Below are 15562 nucleotides of genomic sequence, written 5' to 3'. Positions count from 1 at the left end.
ACCGGGGTCAGGCTCGGGCTCCCGGAACCGTGCGATCCGGATTCCGGGAGCGGGCCGGACCGCCGGTCAGCTCGCGGGTCCCGCGGTGATCGTGCCGCCCGCCACCGTCAGATGGACGGCGGGCAGCGGTCTGGTCGCCGGGCCCTGGACCACGGCCCCGGTCTCTGCGTCGAACTGGCTGCCGTGGCAGGGGCAGGACACCGTCGTGCCCTCCACCCGGTCCACCACGCAGCCCGCGTGCGTGCACACCGCGCTGAACGCCTTGAAGGTGCCCTGCTGCGGCTGCGAGACCACCACCCGGTCCTCCCGGTAGAGCTTGGCGCCGCCGACCGGTACGTCACCGGACGGGCCGAGCGCCACCGGCGTGGTGGGCCCGGAGGCGGAGCCGGTCTTGCCACCGCACGCCGCCAGGCCGATACCAGCCGCGCCGGCGGCCCCGGCGAGGGCCGCCCCGCGCAGGACCGTACGGCGGCAGGGCGGCGGCTGTCCGGTGCTCATCAGGCCTTGGCCGCCCTCTTGCGGGCCGCGGGAGCCTTCTTCGCCGCCGTGGACTTGGCGGCGGTGCTCTTCGCGGCCGTGCCCTTGGCCGCCGTGCTCTTGGCCGCTGCACCCTTGGCCGCCGTGCTCTTGGCCGCGGCGCGCTTCCTGGGCTGGGGCACCGCTGCGTCGCTGACCCGGTCGGCGCCCAGCACGTCCCGCAGGAACTTGCCGGTGTGGCTGGCCGGGACGGCGGCGACCTGCTCGGGGGTGCCCTCGGCGATGACCAGGCCACCGCCGCTGCCGCCCTCGGGGCCCATGTCGATGACCCAGTCGGCCGTCTTGATGACGTCCAGGTTGTGCTCGATGACGACCACCGAGTTGCCCTTGTCGACCAGTCCGGAGAGCACCTTGATGAGCTTGCTGATGTCCTCGAAGTGCAGGCCGGTGGTGGGCTCGTCCAGGACGTAGACCGTACGGCCGGTGGAGCGCTTCTGCAGCTCGGAGGCGAGCTTGACGCGCTGCGCCTCACCGCCGGACAGCGTCGGCGCGGACTGGCCGAGCCGGACGTAGCCGAGACCGACGTCGTTGAGGGTGCGCAGGTGGCGGGCGATGGCCGGTACCGCCTCGAAGAAGTCCAGCGCCTCCTCGATGGGCATGTCCAGCACCTCGGCGATGGACTTGCCCTTGTAGTGCACCTCCAGGGTCTCCCGGTTGTAGCGCGCGCCGTGGCAGACCTCGCAGGGCACGTACACGTCCGGCAGGAAGTTCATCTCGATCTTGATGGTGCCGTCGCCCGCGCAGTTCTCGCAGCGGCCGCCCTTGACGTTGAAGGAGAAGCGGCCCGGCAGGTAGCCGCGCACCTTCGCCTCCATCGTCTCCGCGAACAGCCGCCTGACGTGGTCGAACACCCCGGTGTACGTCGCCGGGTTGGACCGCGGGGTGCGGCCGATGGGCGACTGGTCCACATGCACGACCTTGTCCACCTGGTCGTCGCCGTCGACCCGGGTGTGGCGGCCGGGGACGCTGCGCGCGCCGTTCAGCTCGCGCGCCAGGTGGGTGTAGAGGATGTCGTTGACCAGCGTGGACTTGCCGGAGCCGGACACGCCCGTGACGGCGGTGAGCACACCGAGCGGGAAGGACACGTCGATGTCCTGGAGGTTGTGCTCGCGCGCGCCGTGCACCGTCAGCTGCCGCTTGCGGTCGATCGGGCGGCGCACGTCGGGCGTCGGGATGACCCGCTTGCCCGCCAGGTACTGCCCGGTGAGCGACTCGTCGTTGCCCAGCAGCTCCTTGAGGGAGCCGGAGTGGACGACCTTGCCGCCGTGCTCACCGGCGCCGGGGCCGATGTCGACGACCCAGTCGGCGGTCTTGATGGTGTCCTCGTCGTGCTCCACGACGATGAGCGTGTTGCCCAGGTCGCGCAGCCGGACCAGGGTCTCGATCAGCCGGTGGTTGTCGCGCTGGTGCAGGCCGATGGACGGCTCGTCCAGCACGTAGAGCACGCCGACCAGGCCGGAGCCGATCTGGGTGGCGAGCCGGATGCGCTGTGCCTCGCCGCCGGACAGGGTGCCGGCCGCGCGGTTGAGCGAGAGGTAGTCCAGGCCGACGTCGACCAGGAAGCGCAGCCGCTCGTTGACCTCCTTGAGTACCCGCTCGGCGATCTTGCGGTCGCGCGCGTCGAGCTTCATGGCGCCGAGGAAGTCCGCGCAGTCGCTGATCGACATCGCCGAGACGTCGGCGATGGACCTGTCCTGCACGGTGACGGCCAGCACGATGGGCTTGAGCCGGCTGCCCTGGCAGGTCGGGCAGGGCACCTCGCGCATGTAGCCCTCGAAGCGCTCCCGGCTGGAGTCGCTCTCGGAGTCCTGGTGGCGGCGCTTGACGAACGGGATGGCGCCCTCGAAATGCGCGTTGTAGGCGCGCTCGCGGCCGTACCGGTTCTTGTACGCGACGCGGATCTCCGACTTGTGGCCGTGGAGCAGCGCCTTCTTGGCGCGCGCGGGCAGCCCGGCGAACGGGATGTCGGTGCGGAAGCCCAGCTCGGAGGCCAGTCCGTCGACCAGGCGCTCGAAGTAGCCCTTGGACATGCCGCCGGTCCAGGGCGCGATGGCGCCTTCCTGGAGCGTCTTCTGGTCGTCCGGGACGACCAGCTCCGGGTCGACCTCCATACGGGAGCCGATGCCGGTGCAGTCGGGGCAGGCGCCGAAGGGCGAGTTGAAGGAGAAGGAGCGCGGCTCCAGCTCCTCGAAGGACAGGTCGTCGTACGGGCAGTACAGGTGCTCGGAGAACATCCGCTCGCGCTGCGGGTCGTCCTCCGGCAGGTCGACGAAGTCCAGGATGACCATGCCGCCGGACAGGCCGAGGGCCGTCTCCACGGAGTCGGTGAGCCGGCGCTTGGCGGAGTCCTTGACCGTGAGACGGTCGACGACCACCTCGATGGTGTGCTTCTCCTGCTTCTTCAGCTTCGGCGGGTCGGTCAGCTGGACGGTCGTGCCGTCCACCCGGGCCCGGCTGTAGCCCTTGGTCTGCAGATCGCCGAAGAGGTCGACGAACTCGCCCTTGCGCTCGCGTACCAGCGGGGAGAGCACCTGGAAGCGGCTGCCCTCCTCCAGCTCCAGCACCTTGTCGACGATCGCCTGCGGCGACTGCCGGGAGATCGGGCGCCCGCACTCGGGGCAGTGCGGCTTGCCGATCCGGGCGAAGAGCAGCCGGAGGTAGTCGTAGACCTCGGTGATGGTGCCGACGGTGGACCGCGGGTTGCGCGACGTCGACTTCTGGTCGATCGAGACGGCCGGTGACAGGCCCTCGATGAAGTCGACGTCGGGCTTGTCCATCTGGCCGAGGAACTGCCGGGCGTAGGACGACAGTGACTCCACGTAGCGGCGCTGGCCCTCGGCGAAGATCGTGTCGAAGGCGAGCGAGGACTTGCCGGAGCCGGACAGCCCGGTGAACACGATGAGCGAGTCCCGGGGCAGCTCCAGCGAGACGTTCTTCAGGTTGTGCTCGCGAGCGCCACGGACGATGAGTCGATCGGCCACGCCAGTGCGCACCTTTCCTAGAAACGGGGGGAGAGTCGTCACCCCCCAGTCAGCCTAAACGGGGAGCCCACGGCATTTCTTCCTGTCGCGGAGGTTGCGACACACCGACCATATAGCACGTGCATTCGATTTACGGGCTCGTGCCGGCAGGTTCACCCGATCGTGTGGCGGACATCGCCGCCCGCTCCCCGGGGCATACGGAAACCTGATGCCGTACCCCAAGCCTGCACGACACCACTGACAACGCCGCCCGACGACGCCGACCCCCTGGAGCGCCCGTGACCGTCCAACGACCCGCACCCGAGCGCGATGCGGCCGAGGTGGCCGCGGCCACCTCCGAGCTGCTCGACACCGCCGCCGGGCTGTCCGCGGAGGACCTCGCGCGGCCCTCGCTGCTGCCCGGCTGGACCCGCGGCCACGTCCTGGCCCACGTCGCCCGCAACGCCGACGCGCTGGTGAACCTGCTCACATGGGCGCGGACGGGCGAGGAGACCCCGATGTACGCCGACGCCGCCACCCGCGACCGCGACATCGAGGCGGGCGCCGCCAGGAACCCCGAGGAGCAGCTCGCCGACCTGCGCGCATCGGCCGACCGGTTCGCCGCGGCCGCCGCCGGGATGCCCCCGGCCGGCTGGGCGGCGCAGGTCACGATGCGCTCGGGCCGGGTCGTCGCGGCGGCCGAGGTGCCCTGGCTGCGGCTGGTGGAGGTGCGGATGCACCACGTCGACCTGGACGCCGGCCCCGGCACGGACGACCTGCCCGCCGACTTCGCCGACCGCGAGCTGGCCTATGTCGTCGACCGGCTCGCGGCGCACGAGGGGGTGGCCGCGGTACGGCTGCGCGACACCGGCTCCGGCGCCACGTGGGACCTGGGCGCCGCCGCGGAGCCGGAGCTGACGGTGGCGGGCCCGGCCCGCGCGCTGCTGGCGTGGGTCAGCGGGCGCGGCACCGGTGAGAAGCTCGACGTGAGCCCCGCCGGACACGCCCTGCCGGTGCTGCCACCGCTAGGCTGACGCCATGGCCTACAGCGGACAGGTGACGGTGGGCGGACCCGCCGACGCGCACGAACTGACCGACCTCATCATCAGCAAGGTCGCGGTCGGCGCGATGGAGAACAACGCATATCTGCTGCGCTGCCGGGCGACCGGCGAGCAGCTGCTGATCGACGCGGCCGCGGAGCCCGCGACACTGCTGAACCTGGTCGGCGAGGACGGCCTCACCTCGGTGGTGACCACCCACCGCCACCAGGACCACTGGCAGGCGCTGCGCGAGGTCGTGGACGCGACCGGGGCGCGTACCTACGCGGGCCGGGAGGACGCGGCCGGCATCCCGGTCCCGACCGACGTGCTCGTGGACGACGGCGACACGGTGACGGTCGGCCGGATCACCCTGACCGCGCGCCACATCGTGGGCCACACCCCGGGCAGCATCGCGCTGGTCTACGACGACCCGCACGGCCACCCGCACGTCTTCACCGGCGACTGCCTCTTCCCCGGCGGCGTCGGCAACACCTTCGGGGACGCGGTGGCCTTCACCTCGCTCCTCGACGACGTGACGGAGAAGGTCTTCGGCCCGCTGCCGGACGAGGCCTGGGTCTACCCCGGGCACGGCAACGACACCACGCTCGGCGCCGAGCGTCCGCACCTGGCGGAGTGGCGCGAGCGCGGCTGGTGACCCCGGGCGGCCGCCGCGCCTGATCCGCGCCCTTCCCGCCTTCCCGTTACCGCGGGCGGGCGTGCGGGACGGGAAGCACGAAACGGCTCCCACTACACCCTGTCATCTGTCAGGAGCGGAGCGTGCTCGACGGTGGCTACTTTTCTGATGGCTGGACGGACCAGCCATCGGAGAAGGAGCACATCATGCGGAAGATCACGAAGGCGATCACGGCCCTGGTGTTCGCGGCGGGCGTGGCCGCGACGGGCGGCATCGCCCAGGCGCAGCCCGCGGGCGACTCGTGGGACGGCTGCCCCTCCGGGGCCGTGTGCGTCTACGGCAAGGACGCCCCGGCGCAGACGCCGACGGCCGTCTACTACAGCTACGGCGCCCACAACCTGAGCAACCAGCTCGGCTGGCACTGGGTGCTCAACAACCAGACGGGCGGCGCCCACGCCCATCTGTGCCTCGGCTACGACGGGGCGAACTGCACCTATGACATCGCCCCGCAGACCGGGGTGCGCGCCGACCTCACCCCGGTCAACTCCATCACCCTGGACCGCCCGTAGCGGCGGCGCGCGGTGCGTAGTCGGCCATGAAGCGGCGGACCTTGTCGACGTACGGCCGCAGCCGGGCGGGCACCCCTCCCGCGTCGAGGACGGTCCGGACGCTGGTGCGGTAGGAAGCGGCGATCCACGAGGGGAGATCGCCGCGCATACCGCGCTGCTTGAGCTGCTGGTCGATCCAGCACAGGTACACGCCCATGGTCGCGATGGCGTCCGGCGGCGACATGTAGTCCTTGGTGCCGTCGAGGTCGCCGTCGACGGCCCAGGAGGCGAAGACCCGGGGCGTCCACATCGCCACCCCGTACTCGTCGGTGGCCGGCCGGCGGGCGTGGACGTCGAAGCCGCTCTCCGCCTTGAGCATCGCGGCGACCAGGGCGGGGGTCACTTCGGGCTGCACGCACAGCCGGGTGGCCTGGTCGATCGCGGGGCGCAGGGTGACAGGGACGTCGGAGCCGGCGGGCAGCGCGTCGGCGAGGGGGGCGGCCGGCGCCGCGCGGGTGCCGTCCGGCCGGGCCGCGGGGGCGTGGGCGGAGTGGCCGTGCTCCGCCGACAGCAGTCCGGCGGCGGCGCCCGAGGCGAGGAGCAGCCCGCTCGCCGCGGCGGCGGCCCGCCGGATCCGGCGCCGGGCCGGGCGGGGCGGTGCGGTCCGGCCGGGGGCGGGGGCGGGTCCGGCGGTCAGCGCGGTGACGCGCTCGGTGAGCAGGGTGGCGGTCAGACCGGCGCGGCGGGCGTGGTCGGGGGCCAGGCAGTCGGTGACGAGGCGGCGCCAGCCGTCGGGAAGGGAGGAGTCGAGCCGCAGCGGCGCCGCGCCGCGGGCGTAGGACTGGGCGGCCAGCGCGCGGGCGCGGGCGGTGGCGCCGGGGAAGGGGTGCAGTCCGCCGCACAGCACCTCGTGGGCGAGCACGCCGTAGGCCCAGATGTCGGCGCTGGGCCGGACGGCGGTGCCCTGGCTGCCGGTGCGGGCGGACCACCATTCCGGGGGCAGGTGGTCGAGGGTGCCCATGGGCGGGACGTAGGCGTGGGTGCCGTCCAGTTCGGCGGTCAGGCCGAAGTCGGCGAGCCACACCTCGCCGCGCGGGCCGAGCAGGATGTTGGCGGGCTTGAGGTCACCGTGCAGCCAGCCCAGCCCGTGCAGGTAGGCGAGCCCGTCGGCCACGCCGCGCAGGATCCGGTGGGCGTCCACGCGGGGGCCTGCGGGCGGGGGCACGGGCGGCGCGGGCGCGGGCGGCGCGGGCGCGGGCGGCGGGGGGCCGGTCGCGTCGAGGAGGTCCTGGACGCTGCCGGTGGCGCGGTCCATGACCAGGGCGGTGCAGCCGTCGAGCGCGGGGTGGGCCGGGTCGTGGACGATGACGGCTTCGCGGGTGCGGATCAGGTGCGGGTGGCGTGCGGCCAGGCTGAAGCGCACCTCGCGGCGGACCAGGTCGGCCATCGAGGCCTGCTGGCCGGGGGTGAGCAGGGCGGTGCCGAGGAGTTTGACGGCGACCGGGGTGCCGTCCGGGCCCTCGGCGGTGTAGACGCTGCCCCAACTGCCGGAGCCGATGAGGCCGGTGACGGTCCAGTCGCCGATCCAGTAGCCCCGGGGGACGTCGGTGGGGTGCTGGTGCATGGTCAGGCCGTTCCGGCGGGACGGTGGGGGGCCGTGCGGGAGGGGAGGAGGGTCAGGTGCTCCTCGCGGACGAGGTCGAAGCGCAGGGCGAAGGCGATGAGTTCGGCGCGTTTCCCGCCGGCAAGGGTGTCGGGGGCCTCGGGGTCGGCCGCCTCGTCGCCGAGCCGGAGCTTGGTCGTGGCGAGGTAGCCGATGTGGTAGTTGACGGCGGAGCGGGTGAGGTCGTGGCAGGAGGGGAGCGGGCGCAGCCGTTCCAGGACGTCGCCGACGCGCGGGACGGCGCCGGTCGAGGGGTTGCGGAGCCTCGGCTCGCACAGGGCGAGCAGGACGAGGAAGTACTTCGCGGTCGGGTCGAGGGCGAAGGGGGTGACGGTGTGGTCGCCCGCCGCAGGGTCGGTGCCGGGGTCGTCGCGGTAGGCGTGCTGGGGGGCGAAGACCTTGAAGCCGGCGTCGGCACCCTCGGAGGGCAGGACGACCCGGGAGAACTCGAAGGGGACGGGCGCGCCCAGCCGTCCGGGGGCGACCTTGATGTGCTCGCCGGCGCCTTCGAGGTTCTCCACCACGTAGGTGGCGGTGCGGCTGTAGTTGGACAGCCGCCAGTAGTCCTCGGCGGCGGTGATCTGCCCGGCGCAGCGGGAGACCCCGGGGTCGGTGAGCCGGATCGGCACCGGGCGGCCGGGGGCGCCGCGGCCGAAGTCGGCGGTCTGCCCGGGTCCCAGTCTCAGCAGCCGCGGCGGGCCGCACGGCTCGGGCTGCCGCGGCCCGCGCACCTCGGGCAGCTGCACGATGACGGTGTCCACGACCCACCCCGTTCGTTCACTCGATCAGCGATCTTCACTGTGAGTGACGAGAAACGCCGGAGCGTAGTTGCGGGAGGAGGGCCGATGGGCCGGGAGTTCACTCGCCCGGGGGAACCCCCTGGGCCGTCCGGGTGGCCGGTCGAACGGCCGCGCGACCGCGGTCGGTGAGTCAGCGGCGGCGGCGCATCCGCTCGCCGACCTCGCCCTGGTCGGTCTCCCACCAGGGCCTGGTCATCTCGGGGACGGCCGGGGGCGGAGCGGGGGTGACCTCGGGCGAAGCCTTGGGGGAGGGTGCGGCCGCGGGGGCGGGGGCGGCCGCCGCGAGGGCCTCGCGGTCCAGGCGGGCGTCCAGTTCGGCGGTCTTGAGGCGTTCGGCGCGCCACCACTCCAGGAAGACCAGCAGGATGAAGGGCAGCCCGACGAGTTCGGCGAGGGTCAGCATCAGCCCGCCGCCGAGCATCTGGTCGTGCTCCAGGCTGGGGCCCCAGGTGCGCGGGTGCGCGGTGTACCAGTGGCCGGCGATCAGGCTGCCGCTGGTCATCACGACGATGCCGGGCACCGAGTCGAAGAGGCCGTCGAGGAAGACGAGCGCGGCCCGCACCGGGTGCGAGCACCAGCGCGGCAGGAGTTCCTGGCGGCTGAGCATGGGCAGCACGAAGAGGCTGCCGGTGAGCAGCAGTTGCAGATGCATGAGCTGCCGCACCGCCGGGTTGCCCAGCGCGGTGGCGAAGTAGGGCGTGAAGTAGATGGTCAGCTCGGAGGCGAGCACCAGCAGCGAGCTGACCAGCGGGTAGGTGAGCACGCGCACCGGCCGGGAGGAGAAGGCGCGGTGCAGCCGCCCGCCCGGGTCGGCCAGGCCGAGCGGGTCGCCGAGCGCGAGGCCCAGCGGCGCGAAGAGGTCCAGCAGGATGTTCTGCACGGCCGCGGGCCAGAAGAGCACCCGGTCGTAGACGGCCAGCGAGGACATCGTCGCGACGACGAGGGTGCCCAGGCCCAGGACGTAGAAGGCGGCGGTCCGCCACAGCGGCCACCGCTCCCCCGCTTGCAGCCGGCGGCGTACCCCGTAGGCGTAACCGGCGCCGAGCAGCACGACGACGGCGAGCGCGATGCCGTCGAGCTGCCAGGCGTCCAGGTACCGCGCCCCGGTCAGCTCCGGGAGCGCCTGGGAATTCGCCACATCCGTACCTTTCCGCCGTCCGCTACCGGGGTCACGGTAGACCCCGGGGGACGGCGGGCGGCGGGCAGGGCGGCGGTCAGGCGTCTATGCGCCGGTCGGAGGGGGTGGCGGGCGTGTCGCCGCTCCCCTCCCGCGCCCCGGGTGCGGCGGCGGCTTCCCGGGCGGTGCGCCGCGAGGCCAGCAGGCTTGTCGCGGTGGTCACGGCCAGGACGCCGACGATGACGCCCAGCGAGACCGGCACCGAGATCTCCGGGACGTGCACCCCCTGCTCGTGCAGCGCGTGCAGCAGCAGTTTGACGCCGATGAAGCCGAGGATCACCGACAGCCCGTAGGACAGGTGCACGAGCTTCTTGAGCAGCCCGCCGATCAGGAAGTACAGCTGCCGCAGGCCCATCAGCGCGAAGGCGTTGGCGGTGAAGACGATGTAGGCGTCCTGGGTGAGCCCGAAGATCGCCGGGATCGAGTCCAGGGCGAAGAGCACGTCGGTGGTGCCGATGGCGAGCATCACCACGAGCATCGGGGTGATCAGGCGCTTGCCGCCCTCGGTGACGACCAGGCGGGTGCCGTGGTAGCGGTCGGTCGCGGGTACGCGCTTCTCGACCGCCTTCAGCAGCCGGTTCTCCTCGTACTCCTCCTCCCCCGCGTCCGGATCGGCGCCGCTGCCGGACGCGGAGCCGGAACCGGAACCCGAACCGGCCCTGGCCTCGGCGATCAGCTTCCACGCCGTCCAGATCAGGAAGGCGCCGAAGAGGAAGAAGATCCACGAGAAGCTCGCCACGAGCGTGGCACCGGCGGCGATGAAGGCCGCGCGCAGCACCAGCGCTATGAGCACACCGACCAGCAGCACCCGTTGCTGGTACTGCGAGGGCACCGCGAACTTGCCCATGATCAGGACGAAGACGAAGAGGTTGTCGACGCTGAGCGACTTCTCGGTGATGTATCCGGCGAAGAACTCCCCGGCAGGCTGCCCGCCGCTGAAGAGCAGCAGGCCGAGGCCGAAGAGTCCGGCGAGGACCACCCAGACGGCGGTCCACAGACCGGCCTCGCGGATGGTCACGTCATGGGGTTTGCGGCCGATCAGGAAGTCCGCGCCGATGAGCGCGCACAGGCCGGCGATGGTCAGCACCCAGAGGGCGAGGGAGACGTCCACAGGTCCTCCGACGGGATGGATTGCCGGCTCGCGATACCCGTAGCGTCCGGGGACACCACAGGTACCGCGGAAAGCGGCACGTCAAAGAACCGTACACGAATGCCCAAGAAATGGTAAACAGATCACCAAGTGCCCAGGTCAGGTGCCATACGCCGGGCGAGCGGCAGCAACCCTCCCGAGCACGTCCGTGAGCACCCGACTGCCCGGCGGCACCATCGCGGGCTCGTACGTCCAGGCGTGGCCCACCCACGGATCGCACAGGTGGTCACTGGGCAGCGGGGTCAGCCGCAGCAGCGCGCGCCACATCGGATCGAGCACCGGACCGTACGCCGACGCGTCCTCCCGGTCGGCCACCACCAGCAGATGCACCCCGGCCGAGGGACCCTCGTCGGCGAGGTAGCGCAGCTGGTTGACCGACCGGTCGTCGAAGCCGTACGGGAACTCGTTGACGATCAGCAGCTGCTCCGCGGTGTCGAAGCCGGGCGGCAGTTCGTCGGCCACCCCGCCCCTGCGGGCCATCTGGATCAGGTCGACCCGCTCGGTGAGCCGGGTCAGCAGCCCGCTCACCCCCGCCACGCCCGCGGCGGGGGGCGGCAGCACCAGCGCCCCGCCCGCGTACAGCGGGGCGAAGGCCGCGGCGCCGGAACCGGCCGGATCCAGCGCGTGCACCGCGAAGCTGCCGACCGGGTGCGAGGCGAGCAGCCGGGCCGCGATCGACACCGCGGTGTCCATCGCCGCCCTGCGGTTCTCCGCGCTGTCGATCCACAGCCCCCGCTCCAGCGGCAGCCGGGACAGCAGCGGAATGCGCAGATCCGGCACCTCGGGCAGGCTCAGGCTGCCCAGCCGCACGGCGAGCGGCAGCCGCTCCGGCACCCGGTAGGCGTGCCAGGCGGGATTCTCCCAGCCCGCGAACTCCGGCGGCAGCGCCGGATCGACGGCCTCGACCTCCGCGGCGAGCTGCGCGAGATCCCGGTCCAGCACCTCCCTGGCCTGGTCGATCAGCGCGGTCTGCCGGGCCTGCGCCTCCTCGCGCGCCGCTTCGGCCGCCGGGCCGCCACGGGTGCGCGGGTCGGCCAGCAGCCGGTCCAGCTCCTGCTCCAGGCGGGACTGCGCGAAGTCGGCAGCACTGCGGTAGGCGGCCACCGACCGCGCCAGGTCCTCGAACATCCCCCAGACCTGGTTGTAGAGCCGCTCCTCCATCGAGCGCCCCGGCGCGTCCCCGGCCACCGGCACATGCGGTGTGTTCGCGGGCGGGGGCGGCGGCGCCTGCCCGCCGGACCGCGGCTGCGGCACCGGCCCCGCGGCGGGGGCCGCGGCCGGGCGCGGCGGCGCGGCGGGCGGCTGCTGCGGCTGGGCGGCACGGCGCCGCGGGTGGCTGTAGTCGACCTTGCCGCCGGAGGAGCCCGAGGAGCCGGAGGAGCCCGAGGTCGCGGAAGGACCGGGGGCCGCAGAAGGACCGGGGGCCGCGGATGGACGGGAGGGATCCGCGGTCGCTGCCGTACCGCCCGGCCGGGCCGCACCGCCGCGCGGTCCCGCGGCGGGCGGTGGCGGGGCGACGGAGCGGGCCTGCTCGCGGTCCACCGCGGTGTGGATGGTGCCCGCGACACCCGCCGCGTCCGGCACCCCCTGGTCCAGGAAGAGCGCGGGCAGCCCGCCCCGGTAGCCCTGGCCGACGGCCCGGACCTTCCACGCCGACTGCCGCCGGTACAGCTCGACGGCCAGCAGCGCGGTCTCCGGGCCGAGCCCGGTGATGCTGAAGCCGGCGATGGCGGTGCCGTCCGGCCGGGTGACGGCGAGCCGCGGGGTGGGCGCGGCGCCGAAGTCGGCGGGCGCGCCCGGGAGGGCGGCGGCGCCGGGCAGCGCGAGGAGTACGTGCACCACGTGCACGGACGGCGGCATCGCGCCGAGGTCCACCGCGAGGCGGTGCTCCGCGGCGGCCTGCCGCGGCACCTCGACGCCCTCCAGGTGCGGCTCGCCGGGGTGGGCGAGCCACGGCCGGTCGGCGATGACGCGCCCGGCCTCGTCCCCGAGCGTGACGGCGGCCACCACCGGTGTGCCTGCCGTGACCCGGATCTCCAGCCGGTTGTCGGGCAGCGGATGGTTCTGCCCCCGGACCAGTTCGGCCGTCATGACCGCCGCCCCCGTCTTCCTGTGTAGTGAACTGCCCCGGCCCGCAAGGCCGCGGGCACCTGCCCCGCCCCTCACCGGTACGTCCGGGCCGTCCTCCCACGGGGACCCGGACGTGCCGTCAGAGCGCCGGAAGGATGGCCGGGATGAGGTCCTGGAACGTCCGCCCGTTGGCGGGGTTGCCGATCGCGGTCATCGACCAGCCGCCCTGCCCGCGCTGCACCTTCGCCATGATCTGGGCGGTGTACGGGCCGCCGCCGGTCAGCGTGTAGCGGGCCAGCTCCTGCCCGTTGGTCTCGTCCACCAGCCGGCAGAACGCGTTCTGCACCTCGGCGAAGGTCTGGCCGGTGAAGGAGTTCACGGTGAAGACGATCTGGTCGACGTGCACGGGCACGCGCGCCAGGTCGACGATGATCGACTCGTCGTCGCCGCCCTGCCCCGCGCCGCCGACCAGGTTGTCACCGGTGTGCCGGACCGAGCCGTCGTCACTGATCAGGTGCTGGAAGAACACCACGTCGACCGGCTGCTTGTCGGCGAAGAGCACCGCGGAGGCGTCCAGGTCGATCTCCCGGGTACGGCTTCCGAACAGCCCGCGACGCGGCGCCGCCTGCCAGCCCAGCCCCATCCTGACCGCCGTCAACGAGCCCCCGTCGGACTTGCTCAGGCTGATCTTCTGGCCCTTGGTCATGTTGACCGTCACGGTCTTGCCCCTCTCACCCGTCACCTGACTGTGCGGTTGTTGCCCCGCACCCTAACAAGACGCCGCCCGACCGTATCCCGGTTCGTCCGAGCCCTCCCAGCGCGGCGATTCCCACCCCACTCAGGCCATTCCGGCATCCCGCATCTGCCGCAGCTCCTTCTTCAGATCGCCCAGTTCGTCCCGGATCCGGGCGGCGACCTCGAACTGCAGCTCGGCGGCCGCGGTGTGCATCTGGTCGGTCAGCTGGGAGATCAGGTCGGCCAGCTCCTCGGCGGGCAGCGCGCCCTTGGTGTGCTTCTCGCCGCCCTTGCCGCCGGACAGGCCCGGCACCGGCGCCTTGCCGCGCGAGCGCTGCCGTCCGGAGCCGAGCAGCTCGTCGGTGTCGGCGTCCTCCCGGGCGAAGGAGTCGAGGATGCCGGCGATCTTCTTGCGCAGCGGCTGCGGATCCACCCCGCGCTCGGTGTTGTACGCGATCTGCTTGGCGCGGCGGCGGTTGGTCTCGTCGATCGCCCGTTCCATGCCCGGTGTGACGCGGTCGGCGTACATGTGCACCTGGCCGGACACGTTGCGGGCCGCGCGGCCGATGGTCTGGATCAGGGACGTGCCGGACCGCAGGAAGCCCTCCTTGTCGGCGTCCAGGATCGCCACCAGGGACACCTCGGGCAGGTCCAGGCCCTCGCGCAGCAGGTTGATGCCGACCAGCACGTCGTACTCGCCGGCCCGCAGCTCCTGGAGCAGCTCGACGCGGCGCAGCGTGTCGATGTCGCTGTGCAGGTAGCGCACCTGGATGCCGAGCTCCAGCAGGTAGTCCGTGAGGTCCTCGGACATCTTCTTGGTCAGCGTGGTGACCAGCACGCGTTCGTCCCGCTCGGTGCGCAGCCGGATCTCGTGGACCAGGTCGTCGATCTGGCCCTCGGTGGGCTTGACGACGACCTCGGGGTCGACCAGGCCGGTCGGCCGGATGATCTGCTCCACCACCCCGTCCGTGGCACGGGACATCTCGTACGTGCCGGGGGTCGCCGACAGGTAGACGGTCTGGCCGACGCGCTTCAGGAACTCCTCCCACTTCAGCGGGCGGTTGTCCAGCGCGGACGGCAGCCGGAAGCCGTGGTCGACCAGGGTGCGCTTGCGCGACGCGTCGCCCTCGTACATCGCGCCGATCTGCGGCACGGTGACGTGCGACTCGTCGATGACCAGGAGGAAGTCCTCCGGGAAGTAGTCGATGAGGGTGTCGGGGGCGCTGCCCTGCTCGCGGCCGTCGATGTGCCGCGAGTAGTTCTCGATGCCGGAGCAGGTGCCGATCTGCCGCATCATCTCGATGTCGTACGTGGTGCGCATCCGCAGCCGCTGGGCCTCCAGCAGCTTGCCCTGCTTCTCCATCTGCGCGAGCTGGCCCTCCAGCTCCTTCTCGATGCCGGCGATGGCGCGTTCCATCCGCTCGGGACCGGCCACGTAGTGGGTGGCGGGGAAGACGTAGATCTCCTGGTCCTCGGTGATGACCTCGCCGGTCAGCGGGTGCAGGGTGTAGAGGGCCTCGATCTCGTCGCCGAACATCTCGATGCGCACCGCGAGCTGCTCGTAGACCGGGAAGATCTCGATCGTGTCGCCGCGCACCCGGAAGGTGCCGCGGGTGAACGCCAGGTCGTTGCGCGTGTACTGCACGTCGACGAAGCGGCGCAGCAGCTGGTCGCGGTCCACCACGTCCCCCACGCGCAGCCGGACCATGCGGTCGACGTACTCCTGCGGGGTGCCGAGGCCGTAGATGCAGGACACCGAGGCGACCACGACGACATCCCGCCGGGTCAGCAGGGAGCTGGTGGCGGAGTGCCGGAGCCTTTCGACCTCCTCGTTGATCGAGGAGTCCTTCTCGATGTAGGTGTCCGTCTGCGGGACGTAGGCCTCGGGCTGGTAGTAGTCGTAGTACGAGACGAAGTACTCGACCGCGTTGTTCGGCAGCAGCTCGCGGAACTCGTTCGCGAGCTGGGCGGCGAGGGTCTTGTTCGGCGCCATCACCAGGGTGGGGCGCTGGAGCCGCTCGATCATCCAGGCAGTCGTGGCGGACTTGCCCGTGCCCGTCGCACCGAGGAGCACCACGTCCTGCTCGCCGGCCCGGATCCGGCGCTCCAGGGCGTCGATGGCCGCCGGCTGGTCGCCGCTGGGCTGGTAGGGGCTGACGACCTCGAAGGGCGCCACACTGCGTTCGATGTCTGAAACGGGCCGCATGGGTCCACGGTACGACCCCCCACCGACAATCGGCCGCGGACG

At 72.5% G+C, this 15562-nt stretch carries 12 protein-coding genes; 3 read left to right on the top strand and 9 right to left on the bottom strand.

Annotated features, from left to right (window positions below; genetic code table 11):
- Window positions 1-66: 66 nt before the first annotated feature.
- On the bottom strand, window positions 67-498 hold the full coding sequence (locus ACH4PY_RS25705) for a Rieske (2Fe-2S) protein (RefSeq protein WP_398187363.1): 432 nt from the start codon (window positions 496-498) through the stop codon (window positions 67-69).
- Window positions 498-3518 carry an excinuclease ABC subunit UvrA gene (gene uvrA, locus ACH4PY_RS25700; protein WP_398187360.1) on the bottom strand — a complete coding sequence of 1007 codons (3021 nt, stop codon included), beginning with the start codon at window positions 3516-3518 and terminating at the stop codon, window positions 498-500. The genes ACH4PY_RS25705 and uvrA overlap by 1 nt, the downstream gene beginning before the upstream one ends.
- Window positions 3519-3796: 278 nt before the next feature.
- Here uvrA and ACH4PY_RS25695 point away from each other — a divergent pair, with 278 nt between their 5' ends.
- The 3 genes from ACH4PY_RS25695 to ACH4PY_RS25685 all read left to right on the top strand — a co-directional run bounded on the left by ACH4PY_RS25695 (window position 3797) and on the right by ACH4PY_RS25685 (window position 5740).
- Window positions 3797-4531 (top strand): maleylpyruvate isomerase family mycothiol-dependent enzyme, encoded by a 735-nt coding sequence (locus ACH4PY_RS25695; RefSeq protein ID WP_398187356.1) that lies wholly within the window; start codon window positions 3797-3799, stop codon window positions 4529-4531.
- Between the two features lie 4 nt (window positions 4532-4535).
- Complete coding sequence (locus ACH4PY_RS25690; protein WP_398187353.1) at window positions 4536-5192, top strand: MBL fold metallo-hydrolase; 657 nt, start codon at window positions 4536-4538, stop codon at window positions 5190-5192.
- A 185-nt stretch (window positions 5193-5377) separates the two neighbouring features.
- A complete protein-coding gene (locus ACH4PY_RS25685; protein WP_398187350.1) occupies window positions 5378-5740 on the top strand; it encodes a hypothetical protein in 363 nt (120 codons plus the stop codon).
- Here the strand turns inward: ACH4PY_RS25685 and ACH4PY_RS25680 are convergent.
- The 7 genes from ACH4PY_RS25680 to uvrB all read right to left on the bottom strand — a co-directional run bounded on the left by ACH4PY_RS25680 (window position 5721) and on the right by uvrB (window position 15520).
- Entirely contained in the window at window positions 5721-7343 is a 1623-nt protein-coding gene (locus tag ACH4PY_RS25680) for a protein kinase (protein WP_398187347.1), read from the bottom strand. The genes ACH4PY_RS25685 and ACH4PY_RS25680 overlap by 20 nt on opposite strands.
- Window positions 7344-7345: 2 nt before the next feature.
- Window positions 7346-8143 (bottom strand): serine/threonine protein kinase, encoded by a 798-nt coding sequence (locus ACH4PY_RS25675; RefSeq protein ID WP_398187343.1) that lies wholly within the window; start codon window positions 8141-8143, stop codon window positions 7346-7348.
- Window positions 8144-8312: 169 nt separating this feature from the next.
- Entirely contained in the window at window positions 8313-9320 is a 1008-nt protein-coding gene (locus ACH4PY_RS25670; RefSeq protein ID WP_398187340.1) for a cytochrome c oxidase assembly protein, read from the bottom strand.
- A gap of 76 nt (window positions 9321-9396) precedes the next feature.
- The gene (locus ACH4PY_RS25665) at window positions 9397-10470 is read right to left on the bottom strand and encodes a TerC family protein (RefSeq protein WP_398187337.1); all 1074 of its coding nucleotides are present in this window, start codon (window positions 10468-10470) and stop codon (window positions 9397-9399) included.
- A gap of 138 nt (window positions 10471-10608) precedes the next feature.
- Window positions 10609-12600, bottom strand: a complete 1992-nt coding sequence (locus tag ACH4PY_RS25660; RefSeq protein ID WP_398187334.1) for a TerD family protein — start codon at window positions 12598-12600, stop codon at window positions 10609-10611.
- Window positions 12601-12718: 118 nt separating this feature from the next.
- Window positions 12719-13297 carry a TerD family protein gene (locus ACH4PY_RS25655; RefSeq protein ID WP_398187644.1) on the bottom strand — a complete coding sequence of 193 codons (579 nt, stop codon included), beginning with the start codon at window positions 13295-13297 and terminating at the stop codon, window positions 12719-12721.
- 120 nt (window positions 13298-13417) lie between these two features.
- On the bottom strand, window positions 13418-15520 hold the full coding sequence (uvrB, locus tag ACH4PY_RS25650; RefSeq protein WP_398187332.1) for an excinuclease ABC subunit UvrB: 2103 nt from the start codon (window positions 15518-15520) through the stop codon (window positions 13418-13420).
- Between the last annotated feature and the right edge of the window lie 42 nt (window positions 15521-15562).

Origin of the sequence: Streptomyces sp. NPDC021224, from assembly GCF_044332905.1 — a bacterium.
In the GTDB taxonomy this organism is placed as follows: Bacteria; Actinomycetota; Actinomycetes; order Streptomycetales; family Streptomycetaceae; genus Actinacidiphila.
The sequence above is the reverse complement of the archived record's forward strand: the minus strand, read 5'-3'. Positions and strand labels throughout refer to the sequence as shown.

Bases quoted from the DNA above. Each gene is read 5' to 3' on its own strand.
- ACH4PY_RS25690 (WP_398187353.1), top strand. From the start codon at position 4,536: ATGGCCTACAGCGGACAGGTGACGGTGGGCGGACCCGCCGACGCGCAC.
- ACH4PY_RS25680 (WP_398187347.1), bottom strand. From the start codon at position 7,343: ATGCACCAGCACCCCACCGACGTCCCCCGGGGCTACTGGATCGGCGAC.
- uvrB (WP_398187332.1), bottom strand. From the start codon at position 15,520: ATGCGGCCCGTTTCAGACATCGAACGCAGTGTGGCGCCCTTCGAGGTC.
- ACH4PY_RS25660 (WP_398187334.1), bottom strand. From the start codon at position 12,600: ATGACGGCCGAACTGGTCCGGGGGCAGAACCATCCGCTGCCCGACAAC.
- ACH4PY_RS25685 (WP_398187350.1), top strand. From the start codon at position 5,378: ATGCGGAAGATCACGAAGGCGATCACGGCCCTGGTGTTCGCGGCGGGC.
- ACH4PY_RS25705 (WP_398187363.1), bottom strand. From the start codon at position 498: ATGAGCACCGGACAGCCGCCGCCCTGCCGCCGTACGGTCCTGCGCGGG.